We start from the raw sequence: 20997 nt of genomic DNA, 5'->3' as shown, positions 1-20997 counted from the left end.
TCTATCTCCGTTTCGTTGCGATCGGCGGCGACGGCATTGTGCGGGACGGCGGATTGGCGAATTCGAGAATGCGGGACGGTGCGGCGCGGCCGGAAAGAAGATCGGCGAGCGCCAGCAAATTGCCATTCAAGCGTCCCCGTCGGTCGACCAAGCGGTCGTTGAACAATATGCCCGATGCGTTCGCCAGAATGTTGCGGCCGATCTGCGCTATCGCACGACTCTTCGACATCGTGCCCTTCCGGATCAGGTAGACCGGATTGGCAACCTGCGAATAGCCAAGTCTCCGGCCGGGCTGCCGTCCGGATCTGACGCCGAGATGTACTCCGCAGGCGCCTTCGACGCGCACGGATCTCCCGTAGTGGGCGATGGACCTGCTGAAATCGACATCCTCGAGCCAGCCATACAGCGGCAGCTGCTCGTCAAACGCCAGCGAGTGTTCGAGAATGGGCGCAAGGCGAACCGCCATATTGCATCCGTAGGCATTATAGATATCCGTCACCCGCTCGGACCCTTCGCCGGCAGTGTGAAGAACCTCCAGGGCCGCCGACATGTCGAGCCCCCCGTCGAGGACGCCGTCGGCGAGCACTTCACCGGTGGCGATTGCAACGTCGGGTCTTTCTGCAAAGACCGCCGCCATTCGTGAAAGGAAGGTTGCGGCGGGAATGAAATCGTCGTCCAGGAAGATCAGAAGGTCCGTATCGGCCGCGGCCGCCCGGATGATGCTGTTGCGCTGAGAGGTCAGACCACGGCTCCCGACAATGACTTCCACGTCGATGCGGTCTACGAGCCCGGCGGCATCGTCGATGCCCGGCACGCAGACGATTAAACGGTGTGGCTGGTCCGGCAGGCCGACAAGATAATCGACCGTTTCCAGCAGGATCGAAGGGCGGCCCGCCGAAGCAATTCCGATGGCGATCCGCAAAGGCTGGCTCCCGCGCCGCGCCACGGCTTTCGCGTCGCAAGAAACAAGCACCGGTCCGCCCAAGACTTCCCGCCTGTCCGTCTTTGCCGAATGCGCGATCATGACTGCATGCTCTTCGGAGCGTGGTTGATGACGGCGCCGAGGATTTCCGCGCCGACATTGCGCATCGTCTGGATGACACGGACGGCGTCGTCGATCGAAGTGCTTCCGTGCGAGGCGACCATGAGAACGCCGTCCAGCTCCGGCGCGATCGCATTGGCATCCGGCGAAGCGGAGAATGCGGAAATGTCGACAAATATGGTGTCGAACTCCTTTTTCAGCTCGGCGAAGCTCAATTGCGTGCGGCGCGAACTTAGACGAATTGCCGGCGTCACGGTGTCGACCTGGCCGAGCGGAAGGAATTTCAGCGTGGGGCTGAGGGGCAAGGCCGCGGTCTCAATCAGTTCGCCATTGTCGAGAACGTCGACGAGGCCGCTGAGACTATGGGGTGCGATCGTCTTGCTGAGCGATGGATTCTGCGCGGCCGCATCAATCAGAAGCGTCTTCGCTCCAGATACCGACGACAGCACAGCAAGTTCGCTTGCGATGGTCGATGCTCCGTTGCCGCGATTGACGGCGACCACTCCGATGACGACCCGGCGTTTGCGCCGAAGCGCGACGACCGTTGCGCTCAGCTCTGTCATGCCTGGGATGGCTATACTGCCGTCCGTACCGGCGGCGAAGAAAGGCGCCGGCTGGCCGTCGCGTGTCCTTTTTGACGTCGCCAGCACGGTGACGAAGGACAGGCCACAGCTTTCAGCGATCTGATGCGGGCGGACGAGCCGGCGGTCGCTGGCATGTCTTATCATTGCGAGTGCGAAACCGGCCCCAAGGCCGACCGCGGCCGCAAAGGCGGCGATGAGAGTGCTGCGCGGTCTCGCCTTCGAAAGAGGCAGCGTAGCTCGCGAGACGATCGTGGCATCGGACATCGGGTACGTGATGCGCTGCTTTGCTTCGGTCAGCTGGTTCAAGGTGTTTTCATAAAGAGTGCGGCGGGCATCCGTTGCGCTCTGCAGCTCCGCAAGCTTGAACTGGTCCCGCGGATTGCTCGTGAAGCTGGCCAGGGCGCTAGCGGCTTCCGCGAGCCCTCGCTGTTGCTCGGCTATGAATTTCGCCAGCCAGTCGCTGTATTGGCGGGCGGCGTTGGCCTTCATCGCGATATTCTTCTGGATATACTGCCCGGCGAGCGTGTCAGCAATGTCGACGGCCTTCTGAGGGGTCGATGCCGCAGCCGATATCTCGATGATCGTCGAGCTTCCGATCCGGCGGATGTCCATCATGTTCAGCAGTTTGGCGGTTGCCCAGTCGTGGAGCCGCTCATCCTCCGTCTGTGGTTGCGCTTCGCTCGCTCCCTTGCCTGCCGCGTCCTGCGATGGAGTATCCGCTTGGGGTGAAAGCCCCATCAGCCAATTCTTCGCTCTGTCCTGCAGCGAAGGCGTCTGGTCGACGAACTCGGGATCATGAACGAGATCGAGCGCCGCTACCGTTCCACCGACGACATCGCTCGATCTGGCGATCTCCAACTGTCCTTCGATGAATGCATCTTCCGCGAAAGCCCTCTGCGTTTCAGAGCCGCTCACCTGGGGAAAGATCACAAGCTGCGTGCTGGCAACGTAAGTCGGTTCGGCGGTCAGCAAATAGGTTCCGGCGATCGCCAGGAAAGCGATGGTCGTCGCGACGATCCAATGCCAGCGCATTCTCAAAAAGAAGAGCATACCCCGCAGGGTCAGCGGCGAATTGCCGCCGCCTGTAGCTTCTGGAGCCAGGGATATGGGAGAGACACCACTGAAGATCGTGCTGGAGGTCATGTCGTCCTAATCCGGAATGGGAAATCAATGAATAGCCAGTTAATGGCAGCTTGGAGGGGACGGTGGAGAAGCGCATCTTCCGATCTCGAACACGGTCGGCGGTCTCCCCATTGAACGCTCAGTACGACCCGCGCTGCGAAAACAGCGCAGGAATGGTCTTGGCGATGATGACGAAGTCTCGGACGAGCGACCAGTTGTTGAGGTAATGGACGTCGAGAGAAACCCGGTACTCGTAACTGACATCGTTGCGCCCACTCGTCTGCCATTGGCCGGTCAGCCCCGGGCGAACCGCCATATAGGCCCATACGTGTTCGCCGTAGCGTGGCAGTTCTTCGGCTGTGACCGGGCGGGGTCCGACGAGGCTCATTTCGCCACGCAAGATGTTGATCAGCTGGGGAAGCTCGTCGATGCTCGAGCGCCTGAGGATATCGCCGACGGCGGTGATCCTCGGATCGTTCTTCAACTTACGGGTCATTTCCCATTCGCTGCGGGCCGCCGGGTTGTTTTGCAGCAATTCCGCGAGCTGAGCACTCGCATCGGTCTTCATCGTCCGAAATTTGAGGCATCCGAACGGCGCTCCGCCGAAGCCAATGCGCGTATGGGAATAGAAGACAGGGCCGCCGTCGGAGAGTTTCACGATCATCGCGACGATCAGCAAAAGCGGAGAGAGCAGGATCAGCGCGATGAACGCAACAAGAAAATCTATCGCACGCTTTGACGACCGGCCGGCTGCACGAGGCCTGGAGTCGCGCAACGAGTCGCGCAAGCCGCCCTTAGCGGCCCGTCCGATGCGAGACCAAGCCTCAAAACTATGTGCTTCCCATGTCATCGCGGTCTCCAAAACATTGGACGTCAAGAACCGTTCAAAGCTTGCTGCGCCGCACCCAGATTGTCTGTTACCAAGGTCATAATCGTTAATTAATTCTTTATGCTACGAAGATGGCTAGAGATTTCCAGATATAGCCATGCGTCATCAATTCTTTTAAGCGGATATATAAGCTGCTTTGAATGATCATCTTGAGCAGAATCCATCGTAATTTTGATGTTTTCATCTCTAATTATGATGATTTCTCATTCATTAAGTCTTTTATATAAGCACATATCGGAGCTACTGCGAGGAATTCCTAGATATATTAGACATTTTGATTTTACTAGACGATTTAGTTTTTAATGCGACACCGAAGTAAACTTGAATTTTCTGTTATCATGCGCTGATGTTATTTGACTAACGTATTAATCCAATATAAATGACGCGGTGCAGCATTCTAGTACTAGGAGTGAAATTGCATGGACGGGATCACGCACGCCTCAGATCGCAGGGTCGGCATCAGCAAGGCCGCGATCTCGGCTAACGGCGGCATTCACCTCAACAGTCGTATCGTCATCGATGATGAATTTCTTTCCTGCCGCTCGAGCGTACGGCGTTTCCGTCGTGGTGAGATCATTGCCGGGGCCGGCGTCCTCGTCGATATGTTCGCTCGCGTGCATTCGGGGTTGGTCAGTGCAAGTACGATGCTGCCCGACGGCAGGGAATTCATCGTTGAAATTATCCCGAAATCAGGCCTGATCGGCGAGCTTGAAGTCTTGCGCCGGCAGACAATGAACCTCGAGTACCGTGCCGCTTCCAATTGCGAGCTGCATTTTTTCGAGGGCCGGCTGCTGCGCGACATGTATGCCAGCGATCCGTGTTTCCGCGAAAAAGTGTTCTCGAGGGCCCTGGCGCGTATTTCGGAGCTTGAACACAGGATTATCGCCAATGCGGCGTCGAGCCTGCAGGCAAGACTGGCGAGCACGCTGCTGCGGCTCGCGGCGGTTTACGGAAAGGATGCCGCAAACAGCGGCAACGAGCTGATTATCTCGCAAAATGATCTGGCCGCAACGCTGCCGGCGTCCCGCGAGAAGGTCAATCAGTGCCTGCGGCGTCTGCGGGAATTCAAGATTATCGACGGAGGGCAGGGCAAGATCCGGATTCTCAACCGCAAGGCGCTCGAGGCCTGTGCGAATGGCGCCTTTTCGGTGAAGTGATGCACTTGCCGCTTCCCCACGCCCTGCGACCCGCCTCCATCGTCAGCCGCTTTCCCGGCCACGGTTCGAAGAGGATCGATCGCGTAGTCGTCATCGACGACTATTCTGTAGCGAGGGGCGGGGCGACGGGGCTCGCGGTGCTGTCGGCCAAGCTTTTCCGCGGCCTGAATCTTCCCGTGACCTACATTTGTGGGGATGATGCCGCCAATGCGGAGCTTGCTGCTCTCGGGGTCACCATGATCGGATTGAACAGCCGCGACCTGCTTAGCGCCGAGCGTGCGAAGGCCTTCGTGACCGGGATTCACAATGGTGCGGCCGCCCGTATGGTCGCGAACTGGATTGCCGCAAAGGATACAGCGAATACCGTCTATCACGTGCATGGTTGGCATCAGATCCTTTCTCCCGCGCTTTTCAGGGCCCTGGCTCCGGTCGCGGGACGATGCGTGGTCCACGCGCATGACTTTTTCTCCGCCTGTCCCAACGGCGCCTTTTTCGATTACCAGGCGCAAGAGATCTGCCTTCGGCGTCCCCTCGGTGCGGGCTGCATTGCGACGGCCTGCGACAAGAGAAGTTATTCGCACAAATTGTGGCGAGTCGCCCGCGGCTCGAATGTCCTCCGGCTACTCAGGGCTGAAGCGGATTTCGGCCGGATAATCCTGCTGCATGAGAAGATGGCCGGCTTTCTCGTAGGCGCCGGCTATCGGCCCGATCGACTGACGACGATCCGCAATCCCGTTGCCCCCTTGTCGACACAACGCATTGAGGCGGAGGCGAATGATGAGTTCGTCTTCATCGGACGGCTCGACGAGGAAAAGGGCGTGGAGGACGCCGTGGCCGCCACACGCAGAGCCGGCGCCAGGCTCTGCGTGATCGGGGACGGTCCGCTGATGCCCTTGGTCGCGGCGTCTGGCGATCACGTCAGGGCCGTCGGCTGGCAGTCGCATGCGGAGATCGGCACCACCATCCGCAATGCGCGCGCCCTATTGATGCCCTCGCGTTATCCCGAGCCATTCGGCCTCGTGGCGATCGAAGCAGCCATGAGCGGCCTGCCCGTCATCATGTCGCGCAGCGCCTTTCTTGCCGAAGAAATGGAGCAGGCCGGCATGGCGTTTGCGTGCGACACGGCTGATGAAACCGCCTTTGCCGACACATTGACGCGATTGAGCCAAATGCCGAGGCACGAGATCCGCGCCATGAGCGAGCGGGCCTTCCTGATGTCGCCTGATCTCGCCTCGACGCATGAGGAATGGCGCGACGCGCTCCTTGCCGAATATTGCAGCCTGCTTTCGACGAATGCGGTTCCGAGCTGACAGACGGTGTGGCGACACAAGGAGTATTCCGTTGACCTTTAAAGCAACAACCTCTCTTTCCGACGCAAGGGCATTTCTCGGCGATGCGCCCGTGATGGCGAAAAGACGCGCGGCCGAGGCGGGAAGCGTCAAGGAAACCAGGCAACTGCGCGTCGCGATCGTGCATTACTGGCTCGTCTCAATGCGCGGCGGCGAAAAGGTCGTTGAAGAATTGTGCCGCATGTTTCCGCAGGCCGACATCTTCACCCTCGTCTGCAATCGGGATCGCATCAGCGATTTTCTAAAAACGCGGAACATCCGTACGTCCTTTCTGCAGAAGATACCCGGCGCGCAGCGGCATTACACCAAAATGCTGCCGCTGATGCCCTTCGCGCTCGAGCAATTCGATCTACAGGACTACGATCTCGTTTTGTCGAGCGAATCCGGGCCTGCAAAGGGCATTATTACCCGCGCCGACGCTCTCCATGTCTGTTACTGCCATTCGCCGATGCGCTACATCTGGGATCAGTTTCACGTCTATCGCCATGGCCTGCCATGGGTGGGGCGTGCCTTAATGTCGATCACCGCGCCGATGCTGCGTGCCTGGGATGTGACGACGTCTTCCCGTGTCGACGTATTCGTCGCCAATTCCGATTATGTGGCAAACCGCATTCGCCGCTTCTACGATCGGGACTCCATCGTCATCCACCCGCCGGTTGCCACCGACGATTTTTCGGTTGGGAAGGGGAAAGGCGAATTCTATCTCTATGCCGGCCAGCTGACGGCCTACAAGCGGCCGGATATCGCCGTTCGCGCCTGCACCGAGGCCGGGCGTAAGCTTGTCGTAATCGGAGAGGGAGAACAATTGCCCTATCTGAAATCGATCGCCGGACCGACCGTGCAATTCCTCGGCCACCAGCCGTTCAATGTTCTGCGGGACCACCTCTCGCGATGCCGCGCCCTGCTGTTTCCAGGCACGGAAGATTTCGGCATCCTGCCGGTAGAAGCCATGGCATCAGGGCGGCCGGTCCTCGCTTTCGACGCCGGCGGCGCCAGGGAAACCGTTTCTTCGCCGCAGGTCGGTTTTCGCTTCGCTGAGCAAACCACCGAAGCCCTGCTGGAAACCATGGCGGCTTTCGAAGAGGTGGAGGACGATATCGATCCGCATGCGATCCGCGCGCATTCGCTGAAGTTTTCCTCCGCCGTCTTTCGCGACCGGATGGCCGGACTCGTCGAGCAACAGCTCTCCACCCATGCCGATCGATCAGTCGATGGCTTCAATAGACGACCGGTCTAAAACAAAAACTGGAGCTGCCTGTCTTGCTGCCGCGATCGAAACCGTCTCAAGCTGCCGACGAGGAATAGACAGATCATGTCAAGCCTATCTCAGAGGACGGCAATGGCGAGCATCTGGACGATCAGCGGAAAATTCCTCGCGCGGCTGCTTGATTTCGTCAGTCTGCTCGTCCTGGCAAGATTGTTGAGTCCTGCGGATTTCGGATTGGTCGCCATTGCGACGTCGGTTCTGGTCATCATCGAGTCGATCCTGGATCTGCCGTTGACACAGGCGCTTATGCGCCAACCATCGCCTTCGGAGGAGATGTTTGCGACGGCTTTCACGCTCAGCCTGCTGAGAGGGTTGGCCATCAGCCTGCTGATGATGATCATTTCCTGGCCGATGGCCGTGATTTACGACGATTCCCGGCTTTTTGCGCTTGTCGCCGTACTTTCAATCGCGCCGGCCATGCGCGGCATGATCAGTCCGCGCATGGTGATTTTCATGCAGCGTTTCGATTTCAGACGCGAGTTCGCGCTCGACCTCATCACCAAGGGATCGACCCTGCTGTTCGGGGCAGGTGTTGCCGTGGCGACGGGGAGCTATTGGGGGCTTGCGGTCGGGGCCGTTGCCGGCCCGACTGCGGCGATGATCACCTCCTATGTCCTTGCGCCGATGCAGCCGAAATTCTGCCTGTCAGAATGGAAGCGTTTTCAGGATATGATCAGCTGGAATACGGTGTCTCAGGTGCTGAGCGCAATTAATTGGCAGCTGGACCGGCTGCTTTTGCCCCGTTTTGCCGGGCTGTCGACGTTTGGCGCCTTCAGCGTCGCCGACAATATCGCCGGCATTCCCTATCAGACCTTTGTGGGGCCATTGCTGCGCCCGCTGATGGCGGCGTTCTCCACTGTCGAAGATCGTCGCAACCTGGTTGCCGCCTATTTGAAGGCAACGAGTGCAATCACCTTCGTCGCGGCGCCCATTCTCATTGCGCTTGCCTTTCTGGCTGAGCCGACGGTGCGTATCCTCGTCGGCGAGAAATGGGCATCCGCCGCGCCAATTTTGCAATGGCTGTGCATGGTGAGCCTGCTCGGTCTGCCGACGAACATAGTGCCAGCATTGGCTATGGTCATGGACAATACTCGTTCCCTCGCCTTGCGGATGTTTGCCGAGTTCGCGGTCAGAGTCCCGGTCACCATCCTCGGCATCGTCTATTTTCAGGTGGCGGGTGCGCTCGGCGCGCGTGTGGTGGCGGTTCTCGTCGCTTATGCCGCCTCGCTCGTCATCACCAAGCGGTTGATCGGGGCGAGTTTTGCCGCGCAGCTGAATTCATTTGGCAGGCCTCTGGCCGCGAGCCTGCCGATGATCGCTTTCCTGCTCTGGATGGAGCCGAATCTCGCCACCATGCCTGCCGGCTTTAGCCTGATCGTCAGCCTAGCGCTTTGCGGCGCGGCGGCAGCGACAATCTTCTGGGTCTTCGCGCTGTTGTTATGGCAGATTCTGGGAAGGCCCGACGGCATCGAGACCATCGTTGTTCACAGGCTCATGCCGCGACGCAACAGAGTTGTCATTTCATGAGAAAGACCCGTGTAGTCCAGCGATTGTTTTGGCGGTTTTGGAGGAGCGCAATGCGTTACGGCATATCTTCTAAGAGTCTGGGTTTGCTCGTTGTTCTCGGACTGGGGGCGTTGCCGAGCCAGCCTAGCGTCGCCCAGGAACCGATCAACATGAACGCCTATCAGCTGACGTTCGAGGAGAATTTCGACAGCCTCGATGTCTCGGCGTGGGGAGAGAGACGTTCCCGCTGGATCGCTCACACGCCCTGGAACGGCGATTTCGGCGACGCCCGTTTCACGGATCCGGCGCCCGGATTTCCGTTTACGACCGATCAGGGAATCCTGAAGATCGAAGCGCGGAAGGGCGAGGAAGGAACATGGCGTTCAGGCCTGCTCTCGGCGGTCAATCCGAAAGGCGAAGGTTTCTCTCAGCAATTCGGCTATTTCGAAGCGCGGATGAAGCTGCCGCCGGGCAAGGGTGTGTGGCCGGCCTTCTGGCTCATCGGACTCGACCGGTCGAAATACACCGCCGAGATCGACGTGCTGGAATATTATGGCCGGGCGCCCTACGAGTTCAGCATGGGCTTTCACATCTGGCGCCAGGCCCATGGAGGCCAAAACTCTACTGGCGGCTACTGGAAGACTGTTCAGGATGGAATTCTGAACAGCGAGTATCATACCTACGGCGTCGATATCCAGGCCGACAAGACGACCTTCTATCTGGATCGCCAGTACCTGTGGAGTTTCGACACACCGAAGGAGTTCCATATGCCGTTCTATCCGCTGGTGAACTTGGCGCTCGGCTCGGGCTGGCCAATCGATGAAACGCCGAACCCTTCCATCCTGCTCGTCGACTATATTCACGTCTACCAGCGGAAGCCGGCCGACGCGGCGAATTGAACGAGCGGCCGTTTGAGCGACCTATTGCTCGCGGAGGCAACTGATACCGGTTTGCGCATCGAAGAGATGAATTGCCTCCTCGTCGAAGAAGAGGGTGAGTTTTTCGCTGTCTCGGAACGGCGTGCGCGGCGGCAGGCAGGCCGTCAGCCGTTGGTTTCCCGCCAGGGCGGTGACGACGAGCTCGGGGCCGGTCAACTCCGCAACCTCCACGCCTGCCTCGAGCGACGGCCCGGATCCAGCCGTGCGAAGGGCCTCGGGGCGGATGCCGAGGACGAGGTCGCGACCATTGGCTGCCGCCTTACCGAAACGGACGGGAAGAGGCAGGCTGACGTCGGAATCCGGGAGCACCAGTCGATTGTCTTGGACCGATGCTTTCAGCAGGTTCATCGGCGGCGCGCCGACGAAGGTCGCGACATAGAGCGTCGCCGGACTGTTGTAGATCTCTTCCGGCGTGCCCAACTGCTCGATACGGCCGTCGCGCATGACGGCGATGCGGCTCGCCAGCGTCATAGCCTCGATCTGGTCATGGGTGACATAGACCACAGTGGTCTTCAGCATCTGGTGCAGCCGCTTGATTTCGGTGCGCATTTCCATGCGCAGCTTGGCGTCCAAATTGGAAAGCGGCTCGTCGAAGAGGAACACCTCCGGCTTGCGCACCAGCGCACGGCCGATCGCGACGCGTTGCCGCTGGCCGCCGGAAAGCTGGCTCGGCTTGCGATCGAGCAGATTTTCGATCTGCAGGAGCTTTGCCGCATCGCGCACGGCCTTGTCGCGCTCCGGCGCCGGAACTTTGCGCATTTCCAGGCCGAAGCCGATGTTCCTATGCACCGTCAGGTTGGGATAGAGCGCGTAGGATTGAAAGACCATTGCGATGTCGCGGTCCTTCGGATGCACGCGAAGCACCGAGCGGCCGCCGATTCTGACGTCACCGCTCGTTGCCTCGGCAAGGCCGGCGATGATGTTCAGGAGAGTGGACTTGCCGCAGCCGGAGGAACCGAGCAGCACGAGGAATTCGCCGCTTTCCAGGGAAACATCGATGCCTTTCAGCGTCTCGACGTCGCCATAGGTCTTGCGAATATTTTCGATATCGAGCGCGCTCATGACCGTGGTTCCTGAGGCGAGGTCGGGTCGCCATAGCTGCGGGGAATGGTGGAGATGGCGCGCGAGGCGACTTCGGTTCCCGCTCTCAGGCAAGACAACAAAGGCTCATCCTTTGCCAGCGCTGCGAGGAAGGCGGCATTGAAGACATCGCCGGCGCCGATGGTATCGACGACCGCGACAACGGGCGCTGCCACCGAAACCAGCTGCCCGTCTGGTCCGATTGCGATTGCGCCATCGGGGCCGCGTTTGACAACGACGATCGCACCGTCCGGCATATGCAAGCTGATGTGCCGGGCGGCTTCGATCGGATCGGCGACGCCGGCAAGCGTCGTCGACTCGACCTCGTTGAGCAGCGCGATGCCGCTGCGGGAAAGCCAGGCGCGTGTCGCAGCGCAATTCTGCTCGGTCCAGCCGTCGAGCGGCCAGCCGGTGTCAAGTGCGACGGTGATGTCATGGCTCTCGGCCCAGTCGAAGAAGGCTTCGTACTGGCGGGTCAGATCGTCGGTCAGGAAGCCGCCGCAGAGAAGTGCATAGCCGCCGCGGAGCCGTGCGCCGTCGACGACGGCGAAGACGTCGGCGAGGCTGAAGCGTGGCAGGTGGCCTCGAGTGGTGAAGAACGTGCGTTCACCGTCGGGGTGGGTGATGCCGACGGAGAGGGTCGTTTGTTCAGGACGCACCGGCCATTTCTCGGAACGGCGGCCGAAGGCCTCGGCCAGCCAGCGGCCAAACTGGTCGCTGCCGATATTGGCGGCTATCTCGAATTCGATGCCGAGCGCCTGCCATGTGAGCGCGCTGTTGCCGGCCGACCCGCCGACCCTCAGTTCGTCATGATCGACAATGATTTCCGTCCCGGCCTTGGGCCAGGGGGCGGCCGGTCCGAGGATCAGGTCGACATTGACGTTGCCGATGACTGCAAGCGGCCGCATTCATTCGCTCCGTGTGATCTTAGTGGATCGAACGGGCGTTCCGGCATTGTCCACCCGGGCTTCGGCAAAGCCGACCATCAGCTGCTGGGCGACCGGCAGCATGGCGAAGATCACGGCAAGACCGGTGGCCGGGGCAAAGCGGATCGTCACGGCGCCGGCGACCGGCGACAGTCCAGATGCGTCGAACAGAATGACGGGCGCGCCGCTCTCCACGGCGGAGATCGCCATGGCCGTTACGAGGGCGGCAGTTTCGTCCAGACCGCGGAACAGAACGACGCCGATTTCCGGTCCGAGCATCTCCATCGGCCCATGACGCAGCTGACCGCCTTCGAGCGAGAAGCAGGGGCGGCGCGACAATTCGGTCAATCCCAGGGCCAAGGCCTCGGCAATGCCCTGCAGACGGCGGCCCGAAGTCACGACCGTCGCGACGTTTTCGAGCGCGGCCAGCGCGGCGGCGATGTCATGGTCTTCGGGCCCGTCAAGGACTGCAAGTGCTGCGGCGGGATCCTCGCCGAGGGCGGTAAGGATTGCCAGATGCAAAGCAAGAGTCACCGTCAGACTGCGAGTGGCTGCGAAGGCGAGCTCGGTGCCGCCGCTGCCAACAAGCGATGGGGTGGTTCTTGCAAGGAAGGAGCCGGCTTCAAGCGTCAGGCCGAAAGTCTCCGGCGTGCCGCCGGTCTCGTTGAACCAGCGCACGACCTCGGCGCTTTCGCCCGATTGCGAGGTGACGAAGATCGTCCTGCCCGCGATCGGCAGTGGCTGTCCGAGTTGCTCGGACAGCGGTATTGCTATCGCGTCGATGCCGAGACCACGGTAGAGCGGTTCGACGGCGCGGTTGACGGCATGTGAGCCGCCCATACCGATCAGGAGCAGCCGGCCGGTCTTCTTCAGCGAAGCGGCTGCTCTTGCCGCCATCGGCCCTGCCGCTTCGTAGGAGGCGATCGCATCAGCGTGCTGGCGGGCCATTTCGCGGTCGATTGCCACAAGTCCGGCAGGCCGGTTTGTTTTCGTTGTCATGTTCATCCCTTGACGCCGCCGCTGGTGAGGCCCGAAATCAGGGCGCGTTGCATGATCAGACCGATCAGCACCGGGGGCAGGGCGGCGAGCACACCTGCCGTGGCGATCAGTCCGTAATCGGAGACGCGGCCGCCGGCGAGATCGGCGATGGCGACGGTCAGCGTCTTGGCGCGCTGGTCCGAGGTGAAGAGCAGCGCGTAGAAGAATTCATCCCACGCAAGAAGGAATGCGAAGAGGCTCGAGGTCGCGACCACGGGGGCGGCGAGCGGCAGCGTGATGATCCGGAGCGTCTGGAACAGGCCGGCGCCGTCAATCATCGCGGCGGATTCGATCTCGCGTGGGATGGAATCGAAGCCGGATTTCAACAGCCAGGTGGTGAAGGGGGCCAGGATCGTCAAATAGACGAGGGCGAGGCCGAAGACGTTGTTCAGCATGCCGAGATGGGAGAGGCCGATATAGAGCGGTACGGCGAGTGCCACGGGCGGCAGCATGTAGGTGGCAATCACCATCGACAGCGACCAGCCGACGGAGGGCGTGCGCGACACGGCCCAACCGGCCGGAATGGCGAGCGCGATGGCGGCGATCGTCGCCATGCCCGCCACCTCGATGCTGTTGCGCAGCGACGAAGTGAAGGCAGCGCCGGCGCTGTTTTCAATTGTCGACAGCAGAAGCTGGTATCGCGAGAAATCAACGGCCTGCGGCCACCAGCGCAGCGGCTTTGCGGCGAGATCAGCAGCCGGCGCGATGCTCATGATGAAAAGCCAGAGGATCGGCGCCAGGATGACGGCGGCGAGCAGCAGGGCGCAGAGGTGAATGAAGGCTGAGAAGAGCGGGCTCCGGCGTTCCATCAAGCGGCACTCCCGGCGGTCTTGCGCACAAGGGCCGCGTATCCAACGGCCAACAGCGTCACCAGTAGCGTGACAATCAAGGCCAGCGATGCGCCCGAGCCCGCGCGCTGGAAGGAAAAGGCTTCCTGGTAGACGAGGATCGAGAGCGTGCGCGTGCTATTGGCCGGCCCGCCGCGGGTCATGACCCAGATGATGTCGAACACCTTGAATGCTTCGATCGTGCGGAGCACGAGCGCCACCATCAGCGGGCCCGCGAGATAAGGCAGGATGACGAAGCGGAAGCGGGCGAAGGGACCGGCGCCGTCGACCAGCGATGCGGCGGTGATATCGCGCGGCACGGCTTGGAGCGCTGCGAGCGCGATCAGCGCCACCAGCGGGAAATTCTTCCAGCAGTCGGCGACGATGAGGGCGGCGAGCGCCGTGCCTGGTTCACCCAGCCAGGAGCGGTAGGCGTCGAGCAGGCCGAGCTGCGTCAGTGCGGCGTTCAGCGCGCCATATTCCGGATTGTAGATCAGCCGCCAGAGGGTGGCGTTGACGACGGTCGGCAGTGCCCAGGGCAGGATCATCAGGGCGCGAAGAGCGGTGCGGCCGCGGAATTGCTGGTTCAGCAGGAGGGCGGCAAGGACGCCGATCACCATTTCGGCGGCGACCGAGACGATGGCGAACCATGCGGTGGTAATGAGTGTGCGCTGGAAATTCGAGCCGGAGAGCATCTTCACGTAATTATCGATGCCGACGAAATTGCCCTGCGTGCCGACGAGCCTGGCATCGGTGAAGGAGAGGTGGACGGTATCGACCAGAGGCCAGCCGATCACCGAGATCATCACCACGAGAAGCGGCAGCATTAGAAGCCACGCGCGGGTTGTCAGCCAAGTGCCCGACATCGAGGCGACCCCTTTTCATTCATAGGTTCTGGAGGAAGGGCGACGACGGGCGCCGCCCGGGCTTTCATGCGGGGCTCAGAGACCGCTATTGTCGGCCGCCGACTTCAGTGCGTCCTCGGGAGTGGACTGGCCGAGCAGCGATTCCTGGATCGCCTGCTGCAGGGCTGTCGAAAGCTCCTGATACTTCGGCGTCGTCGGACGTGGATACATGGCGGCGAGGCCGACCTTGGCGGCGGCGATCAGCTCTTCCTGCCCCTTGGTGACGGCGGGGTCCTCATAGGAGGATGCCCAGATCGGCAGGCTGAGCTTGGCGTAAGCGTTCTGCGTAGCCCGTGAAGTCATGAAGGTAATGTACTTCCAGGCCTCATCGGGATGCTGGCTGGCGGAGGTGATGCCGAGGCCCATCGAGCCATTGACGGCAGAAGCCTCGCTCTTGCCGGCAACGCCCGGTGCAGGCACGACGCCGACCTTGCCCGCAACCTTGCTGTCCTTTGGATCGTTGGCCATGTTGTACATGTAGGTCCAGTTCAGCGCGAAGGCAGCGTCGCCGTTCTGGAAGACCTTGCGGACGTCTTCTTCCAAAAATTCCTTGGAGTTCGGATTGGTCAGGCCCGATGTATAGCTCGCGACCATGTATTTCAGCGCATCGAGACCGCCGCCGGTCTGGAAGGCCGGCTTGCCGTCCTTGAGGAAATCGCCGCCATAGGCGCTGACGAGCGTGGTGTAGTCGCAGATGGCGGCTTCGGCCTGCGACCAGCTCCAGGCGATCGGTGTGGCGAGCAGGCCCTTGTCCTTGATCGTCTTTGCCTGCTCGGCCAGCTCGTCCCAGGTCTTCGGCGGTGCCTCGATGCCGGCCTTCTCCAGGATCTCCTTGTTGTAGAACAGGTATTTGGTGTCCAGGATCCATGGCATGCCGTAATATTTGCCGTCATACTGAACCGTGGTCCAGGCGCCCGGCAGCACGCCCTTCTTCATCTCGTCGGTGATGCGCGAGGAGACGTCGACCAGCACCTTGTTGGTGGCGTATTCAGCCGGCCAGATCACGTCGAAGAGGACGACGTCGTAGCCGCCGCCCGACCCCTGCGCCAGCACCGTCTTGTCGTGCAAGCCTTCGTAAGGCACAAATTCGAGGTTGACCTTGATATCGGGGTTCGCCTTGGCGAAAGCGTCGGTCATGGCGCGCACATCGGCCTCGCTATAGGCAGCCTGCGCCATGAAAAGCGCGTTCAGCGTCGTTTCGGCGAAAGCATGCGGGGCAAAGGATGCACCGATCAAGGCCGCCCCCAGAAGCGTCTTGTTAAGAGATTTCAGCATTGCAGCCTCCAGTTTTTGACATTTACGCATGGCCGAGGGCGGTTTTTCCGCCATCGGTTTTCGAGAAGGCACGCGGGAAATACAACGTGCCGGTTCGTTATCTCGGAGCGTCGTTGGAGGCCCTGTGCGGCTTCCTGCGTTCCCTGGAACTCTCCGGTCCCTTATTAAGTCAAATGTCTTGACTTATTACTTCGCCAACATTCTACTGGAGTCAAGAGGCAATTGCACATGAATGACGTCAGGCCGATCCGGGCCAAGAGCGGCACCAATCACGAAGGCACCAGTGCGCATAACCGGCGCGTGATGATCGATGCCTTGAGGATCAACGGAGCACTCTCGCGCGCCGATCTGGCGCGGGCGACGCGGCTGACCAAGCAGACGGTGTCGAATATCATCGAGGAGCTCGAGCGCGATGGTCTCGTCAGCTCGCAGGAGGCGGTGCGGAAAGGCAGAGGTCAGCCGTCGACACCTTATGGCCTGGTGCCTGAAGGCGCTTTCGCGATCGGCCTGCAGATCGACCGGCATGTGACGCGGGCGGTCGCCGTCGACCTCGTCGGCAGCGTGCTCGTTCGCGCGGAAGCCGGCCTGCCGCCCGGAGGTCCGTCGACCGGAGCGAAGGTCATTCTCGATCTCGTCGCCGGCGTGCGTTCCAGGCTTGCCAGGATCGTTCAGCAGTCGGAGAAACGTCTGGTCGGCCTCGGCGCCGCGATGCCTGGCCCGTTCGGGATGGAAGGCAGCGGCGATGATCCCTGGATGATGGAGGCCTGGCAGAAGTTTCCGCTGTTGGAAACGCTGAGCGCCGGCACCGGTCTCGATGTCGGCCTTCAGAATGATGCGGCGGCGGCTGCGACCGCCGAGCGAATGGTGGGAGCCGCTCATGGTGTCGATCACGCCGTCTGCCTCTTCGTCGGCTACGGCATCGGCGCCGGCCTCATCCTGAACGGAGAGCTCTATCGCGGCGCAAGCGGCAATGCAGGCGAGATCGGCATGGCGCTGCTCTTTGCCGATGGTAAAACGACGCCGCTCGAACATCGCGCCTCGCTCGCCTCGCTCTACCAGCACCTATCAGTCGATCCGGCTGATCCAGATCTCCATGCGCGCATCAATGCGCTCGCCTCCAGCGGCGATCCAGGTATCCAGTCCTGGATCGAGGCGGCGGCGGCAGACTTGCGCTGGAGCATTCATCTCATCGAAACAATCTTTGATCCGCAGACGGTGATCCTCTGCGGCAGCGCGCCCGAAGCGCTGGTGAACAGCTTGATTGCGGCGATCGGCCCGCTGCTGCCCTCGATCGCCGAAAGGCGCGGCCGGACGCTGCCACGCTTGCAGCCCGGCATGGCCGATCCATGGTCTGTGGCGCTCGGAGCGGCCGCCGGACCAATCAGCCGTGCATTCGATCCGCGCTTTGCTGCAATTTTGAAGGATTTCCTGTGATTTGGGGCTGAAACCAGGCGTTGCACAGCAGTGCAATGATAAAAAATTCGAATGCTTTTGCAAGTTTCGTCGTCACCGGGCGTGCGAATAGAGACGACTTCCTGTAATATAAGTAAATATTACTGACCCTAGAAAATAACGGTAATTCGAATATAAACGCAAATATCCGACAACATATTTGAACTTTTTGCGAATTTTCTCGAAACACTTCTCCTAGCGTCGCGAATAACGATTGTATGTCAATTTCGTGACAACTAGAATTGGAACCATTCATGTCATGTAATATTCATTGGCAGCGGCAATTTGAACCAGCTAAATGGGCGGGCGCTGAAAGTGCGCGTCCTTTTTTCGTTCGAGGTTCTCATGCAAGCCAAGCTTCTCGGCGCCGTTGGCGCCCTTCTCGCTACAGCGTTTCTTGCTGGTCCCGCTGCCGCCGCCGAAAAGACCAAGATTGACTTCTGGTTCGGCAATTCCGGTGACATCGCAAAGCGTGTCCAGGAACAATGCGATCGCTTCAACCAGTCGCAGGCCGATTACGAAGTCGTCTGCACCAGCCAGGGCAGCTACGACGCTTCCCTGCAGAACACTATTGCCGCCTTCCGTGCCGGCAAGCAGCCGACCATCGCCCAGGTTTCCGACGCCGGCACGCTCGACATCATGCTCTCCGGCGCCTACTATCCGGCCAACAAGCTGATGGCCGACATGGGCTATACCGTCGACTGGAACGACTACTTCTCGGGTATATCAGGCTACTATGCCACGTCGAAGGGCGAGATGTATTCCTTCCCCTTCAACTCCTCGACCGCTCTGCTCTACTGGAACAAGGACGCCTTCGCCAAGATCGGCAAGGATCACGCTCCGGCGACCTGGAAGGAAGCGGGCGAAGACTTGAAGGCCCTGAAGGACGCCGGCTATGCATGCCCGCTCGCGTTCGATATCTCCAACAACGAAGTCTGGCAGTACATCGAGCAGTTCGAAGCCGTCAACGGCGAACCGATCGCGACCAAGAAGAACGGCTTTGAGGGCCTCGACGCCGAGCTGGTCTTCAACAAGAACCCGCTTCTCGTCAGCTACATCAAGGACCTCAAGTCCTGGTACGACAGCAAGCTGGCCATCATCAAGAACAAGGCCGTTGGCCAGACCTTCGTCGAAGCCTTCGCCGCTGGCGATTGCCAGGTCATCCTGACCTCCGTCGGCGATCACGGCAATATCGGCCGCACCGCCAAGCAGGGCATGAACTGGGGCGTTGCAATGCTCCCGACCTATGGGGACGCAACCCGTCACAGCTCCTATGTTGGCGGCGCTTCGCTCTGGGTTCTGAAAGGTCATTCCGACGCCGAATACAAGGCTGCGGCTGCCTTCTTCAACTTCATCGCAAAGCCGGAAGAAGCTCTCACCTGGTCGACCGTTACCGGCTATATCCCGGTCCGTAACTCCGGCTTCGAATATCTCAAGAAGCAGGGCTTCTACGACAAGGCTCCTTACGCCGGCCGCGAACTGGCGATTCAGAGCCTGACCGCTTCCCCGGCCGGCGACGCCGCTGCGAAGGGTATCCGTCTCGGCGGCCTGCTGCAGGTCCGCACCGAAATCGCCAACGGCCTGCAGGCGATCTTCGTCAACAATGCCGACGTCCAGGCTTCGCTCGACTCTGCTGCTGATCGCGGCAACCAGCTCCTGCGCCGCTTCCAGCAGACCTACAAGAACGTTCAGCTTCCCTGATCGTCCAACATGAGCCGCACCCGGCCTGCCTTGTGCGCCGGGTGCGTCTTTGTAAGCTCTTCCCAGTTAGTTGCGGATGCGAACTCGCCGCCCGCGCCTAAACGAAACCAGGCGAAAACGACCACCCATGGAAAAGCGCGTCACTTTCTCCTCGACCACGATCGGCCTCCTCTTCGCATTCCCGATGTTGCTGCTGATCTTCGTCTTCTTCTATTGGCCGAGCGCGCAGGCGCTTTATTGGGCTTTCACGCTCGAGCAGCCATGGGGAGGCGGCAACGCCTGGGTCGGCTTCGACAATTTCAAACTCCTGCTCAGCGATCCGATCTATTGGGAATCGATCAGCCGCAGCATAGTCTTCGGCCTCAGCTCGACGATCATCGCCATGGGGCTGGCACTCATCCTGGCGCTTTTGACGGATCGTGAACTGCGCGGCCATAAAATCTACCGGTCGGTCTTCATCTGGCCTTACGCGATCGCCGCGCCTGCTCTCGGTCTCGCGTTTCGCTTCATCCTGGCGCCCGAAGCCGGGCTTCTCTCGGTCATCAATCACGTCTGGCCCGACCTCTGGAACCCGGCGCTTGACGGCAAGGATGCGATGATCGCCGTGATTATCGCCTTTTCCTGGAAATATATCGGCTATAATTTCATCTTCTTCCTCTCGGCTCTCCAGGGCATCCCCCGCTCCTTGATCGAGGCTGCGGCCATGGACGGCTCCGGACCGTTGCGCCGCATGTGGGATCTCCAGCTGCCGCTGCTCACGCCGACTTTGTTTTTCCTGCTGGTGATCAACATCACCGAAAGCTTTCAGGATTCCTTCGGTATCGTCGATGTCATGACGCAGGGTGGGCCGGCGCGCGCGACGGAACTCATGGTCTACAAGATCTATTTCGACGGCTTCCGGGGCCTCGATTATTCGGGTGCGGCTGCGCAGTCCATCATCCTGATGCTGCTCGTCGTGCTGCTCACCATCTTCCAGTTCCGCTTCATCGAGCGGCGCGTGCACTACAAGTGAGGTCGCTGATATGATCGAACGCACGCCGATATTCAACTTCATCTGCTATACGCTTCTGGCGCTCGGCATGGTGATCGCGCTTCTGCCTTTCGTCATCGTCGTCATCGCGTCGACACTCGATCTGGAGACGGTCAATCGAGTACCACTGCCGCTGATGCCGGGCTCGCATTTCTGGGAAAACGCCAGGGAAGCCTGGGTGCGCGCTGATCTCGGCAACAAGCTGCTCCACAGCATCATCTTCGCCACGGCGGTCGCTGCCGGCAAGGTCATCCTTTCCGCCATGGCTGCCTTCTCGATCGTCTACTTCCGCTTCCGCGGCCGGCATCTGATTTTCTGGATCATCTTCATCACGCTGATGCTGCCGCTGGAAGTGCGCATTGTCCCGACTTATTCGATTGCGGCGAACGCCCTACAGCCGTTCCAGGCAATCCTCGACGCCCTCGGCATCAGCTGGCTTGTCGCACAGACCACCGGCATTCAGATCAAGCTCGAATGGGGGCTGTTGAACTCCTATACCGGCCTCGTGGCGCCGCTCGTCGCCACTGCGACTGGCACCTTCCTCTACCGGCAGTTCTATCTGACGGTTCCCGATGAGCTTGCGGAGGCCTCGAAGATGGATGGGTCAGGCCCGGTGCGGTTTTTCTGGGACGTTCTGCTGCCGCTTTCGCGGCCAAACATGATCGCGTTGTTCACGATCATGTTCGTTTGGGCCTGGAACCAATATCTCTGGCCGCTTCTGATCACCACCGATCCGAGTTTCGGCATTGCGGTGACGCAGCTCAAGACGCTGATCCCGTCCGAATTCGGCCTGCCCGACTGGAATGTCGCCATGGCCGGTACGCTTATCATCATGTCGCCGCCGCTGGTGCTCGTCATCCTGATGCAGCGCTGGTTCGTGCGCGGCCTTATCTCCACCGAGAAGTGAAG

General features: G+C 60.5%; 17 protein-coding genes and 1 pseudogene. 9 read left to right on the top strand and 9 right to left on the bottom strand.

Going from position 1 to position 20997, the window contains the following annotated elements; genetic code table 11:
* Position 1: 1 nt before the first annotated feature.
* From FFR93_RS34650 to FFR93_RS34640, 3 genes are all read right to left on the bottom strand, one after another.
* Complete coding sequence (locus tag FFR93_RS34650) at positions 2-1024, bottom strand: glycosyltransferase (RefSeq protein WP_138396499.1); 1023 nt, start codon at positions 1022-1024, stop codon at positions 2-4.
* Positions 1021-2769 carry a tyrosine-protein kinase domain-containing protein gene (locus tag FFR93_RS34645; protein WP_138396498.1) on the bottom strand — a complete coding sequence of 583 codons (1749 nt, stop codon included), beginning with the start codon at positions 2767-2769 and terminating at the stop codon, positions 1021-1023. Before FFR93_RS34645 ends, FFR93_RS34650 begins: the two co-directional genes overlap by 4 nt.
* 118 nt (positions 2770-2887) lie before the next feature.
* On the bottom strand, positions 2888-3598 hold the full coding sequence (locus FFR93_RS34640; RefSeq protein WP_138396497.1) for a sugar transferase: 711 nt from the start codon (positions 3596-3598) through the stop codon (positions 2888-2890).
* Positions 3599-4056: 458 nt separating this feature from the next.
* Here FFR93_RS34640 and FFR93_RS34635 point away from each other — a divergent pair, with 458 nt between their 5' ends.
* From FFR93_RS34635 to FFR93_RS34615, 5 genes and pseudogenes are all read left to right on the top strand, one after another.
* Entirely contained in the window at positions 4057-4794 is a 738-nt protein-coding gene (locus FFR93_RS34635; RefSeq protein ID WP_064706051.1) for a Crp/Fnr family transcriptional regulator, read from the top strand.
* Positions 4791-6139 (top strand): annotated as a pseudogene (locus tag FFR93_RS34630) (glycosyltransferase family 4 protein). The gene FFR93_RS34635 and the pseudogene FFR93_RS34630 overlap by 4 nt, the downstream one beginning before the upstream one ends.
* Positions 6136-7380 carry a glycosyltransferase family 4 protein gene (locus FFR93_RS34625; RefSeq protein ID WP_138396495.1) on the top strand — a complete coding sequence of 415 codons (1245 nt, stop codon included), beginning with the start codon at positions 6136-6138 and terminating at the stop codon, positions 7378-7380. The pseudogene FFR93_RS34630 and the gene FFR93_RS34625 overlap by 4 nt, the downstream one beginning before the upstream one ends.
* A gap of 75 nt (positions 7381-7455) precedes the next feature.
* Positions 7456-8937, top strand: a complete 1482-nt coding sequence (locus FFR93_RS34620; RefSeq protein ID WP_138396494.1) for a lipopolysaccharide biosynthesis protein — start codon at positions 7456-7458, stop codon at positions 8935-8937.
* Positions 8938-8987: 50 nt separating this feature from the next.
* Complete coding sequence (locus FFR93_RS34615) at positions 8988-9815, top strand: glycoside hydrolase family 16 protein (protein ID WP_138396493.1); 828 nt, start codon at positions 8988-8990, stop codon at positions 9813-9815.
* 21 nt (positions 9816-9836) lie between these two features.
* Here FFR93_RS34615 and ugpC read toward each other — a convergent pair whose 3' ends face one another.
* From ugpC to FFR93_RS34585, 6 genes are all read right to left on the bottom strand, one after another.
* A complete protein-coding gene (gene ugpC, locus FFR93_RS34610; protein WP_138396492.1) occupies positions 9837-10916 on the bottom strand; it encodes a sn-glycerol-3-phosphate ABC transporter ATP-binding protein UgpC in 1080 nt (359 codons plus the stop codon).
* A complete protein-coding gene (locus FFR93_RS34605) occupies positions 10913-11842 on the bottom strand; it encodes a PfkB family carbohydrate kinase (protein ID WP_138396491.1) in 930 nt (309 codons plus the stop codon). The genes ugpC and FFR93_RS34605 overlap by 4 nt, the downstream gene beginning before the upstream one ends.
* Complete coding sequence (locus tag FFR93_RS34600) at positions 11843-12865, bottom strand: SIS domain-containing protein (protein ID WP_138396490.1); 1023 nt, start codon at positions 12863-12865, stop codon at positions 11843-11845. It abuts the gene before it with no gap.
* Entirely contained in the window at positions 12862-13707 is an 846-nt protein-coding gene (locus tag FFR93_RS34595; RefSeq protein ID WP_138396489.1) for a carbohydrate ABC transporter permease, read from the bottom strand. Before FFR93_RS34595 ends, FFR93_RS34600 begins: the two co-directional genes overlap by 4 nt.
* Positions 13707-14591 carry a sugar ABC transporter permease gene (locus FFR93_RS34590; RefSeq protein WP_138396488.1) on the bottom strand — a complete coding sequence of 295 codons (885 nt, stop codon included), beginning with the start codon at positions 14589-14591 and terminating at the stop codon, positions 13707-13709. The genes FFR93_RS34595 and FFR93_RS34590 overlap by 1 nt, the downstream gene beginning before the upstream one ends.
* Before the next feature lie 75 nt (positions 14592-14666).
* Positions 14667-15905: an extracellular solute-binding protein gene (locus FFR93_RS34585; RefSeq protein WP_138396487.1), complete on the bottom strand. Its 1239-nt coding sequence runs from the start codon at positions 15903-15905 to the stop codon at positions 14667-14669.
* Between the two features lie 228 nt (positions 15906-16133).
* On the opposite strand from FFR93_RS34585, the gene FFR93_RS34580 reads away from it, so the two are divergent.
* The 4 genes from FFR93_RS34580 to FFR93_RS34565 all read left to right on the top strand — a co-directional run bounded on the left by FFR93_RS34580 (position 16134) and on the right by FFR93_RS34565 (position 20995).
* The gene (locus tag FFR93_RS34580; protein ID WP_138396486.1) at positions 16134-17339 is read left to right on the top strand and encodes an ROK family transcriptional regulator; all 1206 of its coding nucleotides are present in this window, start codon (positions 16134-16136) and stop codon (positions 17337-17339) included.
* Positions 17340-17702: 363 nt separating this feature from the next.
* Complete coding sequence (locus FFR93_RS34575) at positions 17703-19058, top strand: extracellular solute-binding protein (protein ID WP_064711665.1); 1356 nt, start codon at positions 17703-17705, stop codon at positions 19056-19058.
* A gap of 127 nt (positions 19059-19185) precedes the next feature.
* A complete protein-coding gene (locus tag FFR93_RS34570) occupies positions 19186-20070 on the top strand; it encodes a sugar ABC transporter permease (protein WP_138396485.1) in 885 nt (294 codons plus the stop codon).
* A gap of 10 nt (positions 20071-20080) precedes the next feature.
* Complete coding sequence (locus FFR93_RS34565) at positions 20081-20995, top strand: ABC transporter permease subunit (RefSeq protein ID WP_138396484.1); 915 nt, start codon at positions 20081-20083, stop codon at positions 20993-20995.
* Positions 20996-20997 lie beyond the last annotated feature (2 nt).

This window comes from Rhizobium sp. MHM7A (assembly GCF_005862215.1).
Classification (GTDB): Bacteria; Pseudomonadota; Alphaproteobacteria; order Rhizobiales; family Rhizobiaceae; genus Rhizobium; species Rhizobium bangladeshense.
Note: the sequence above shows the minus strand (reverse complement) of the source record. Positions and strands in the feature narration are given on the sequence as shown.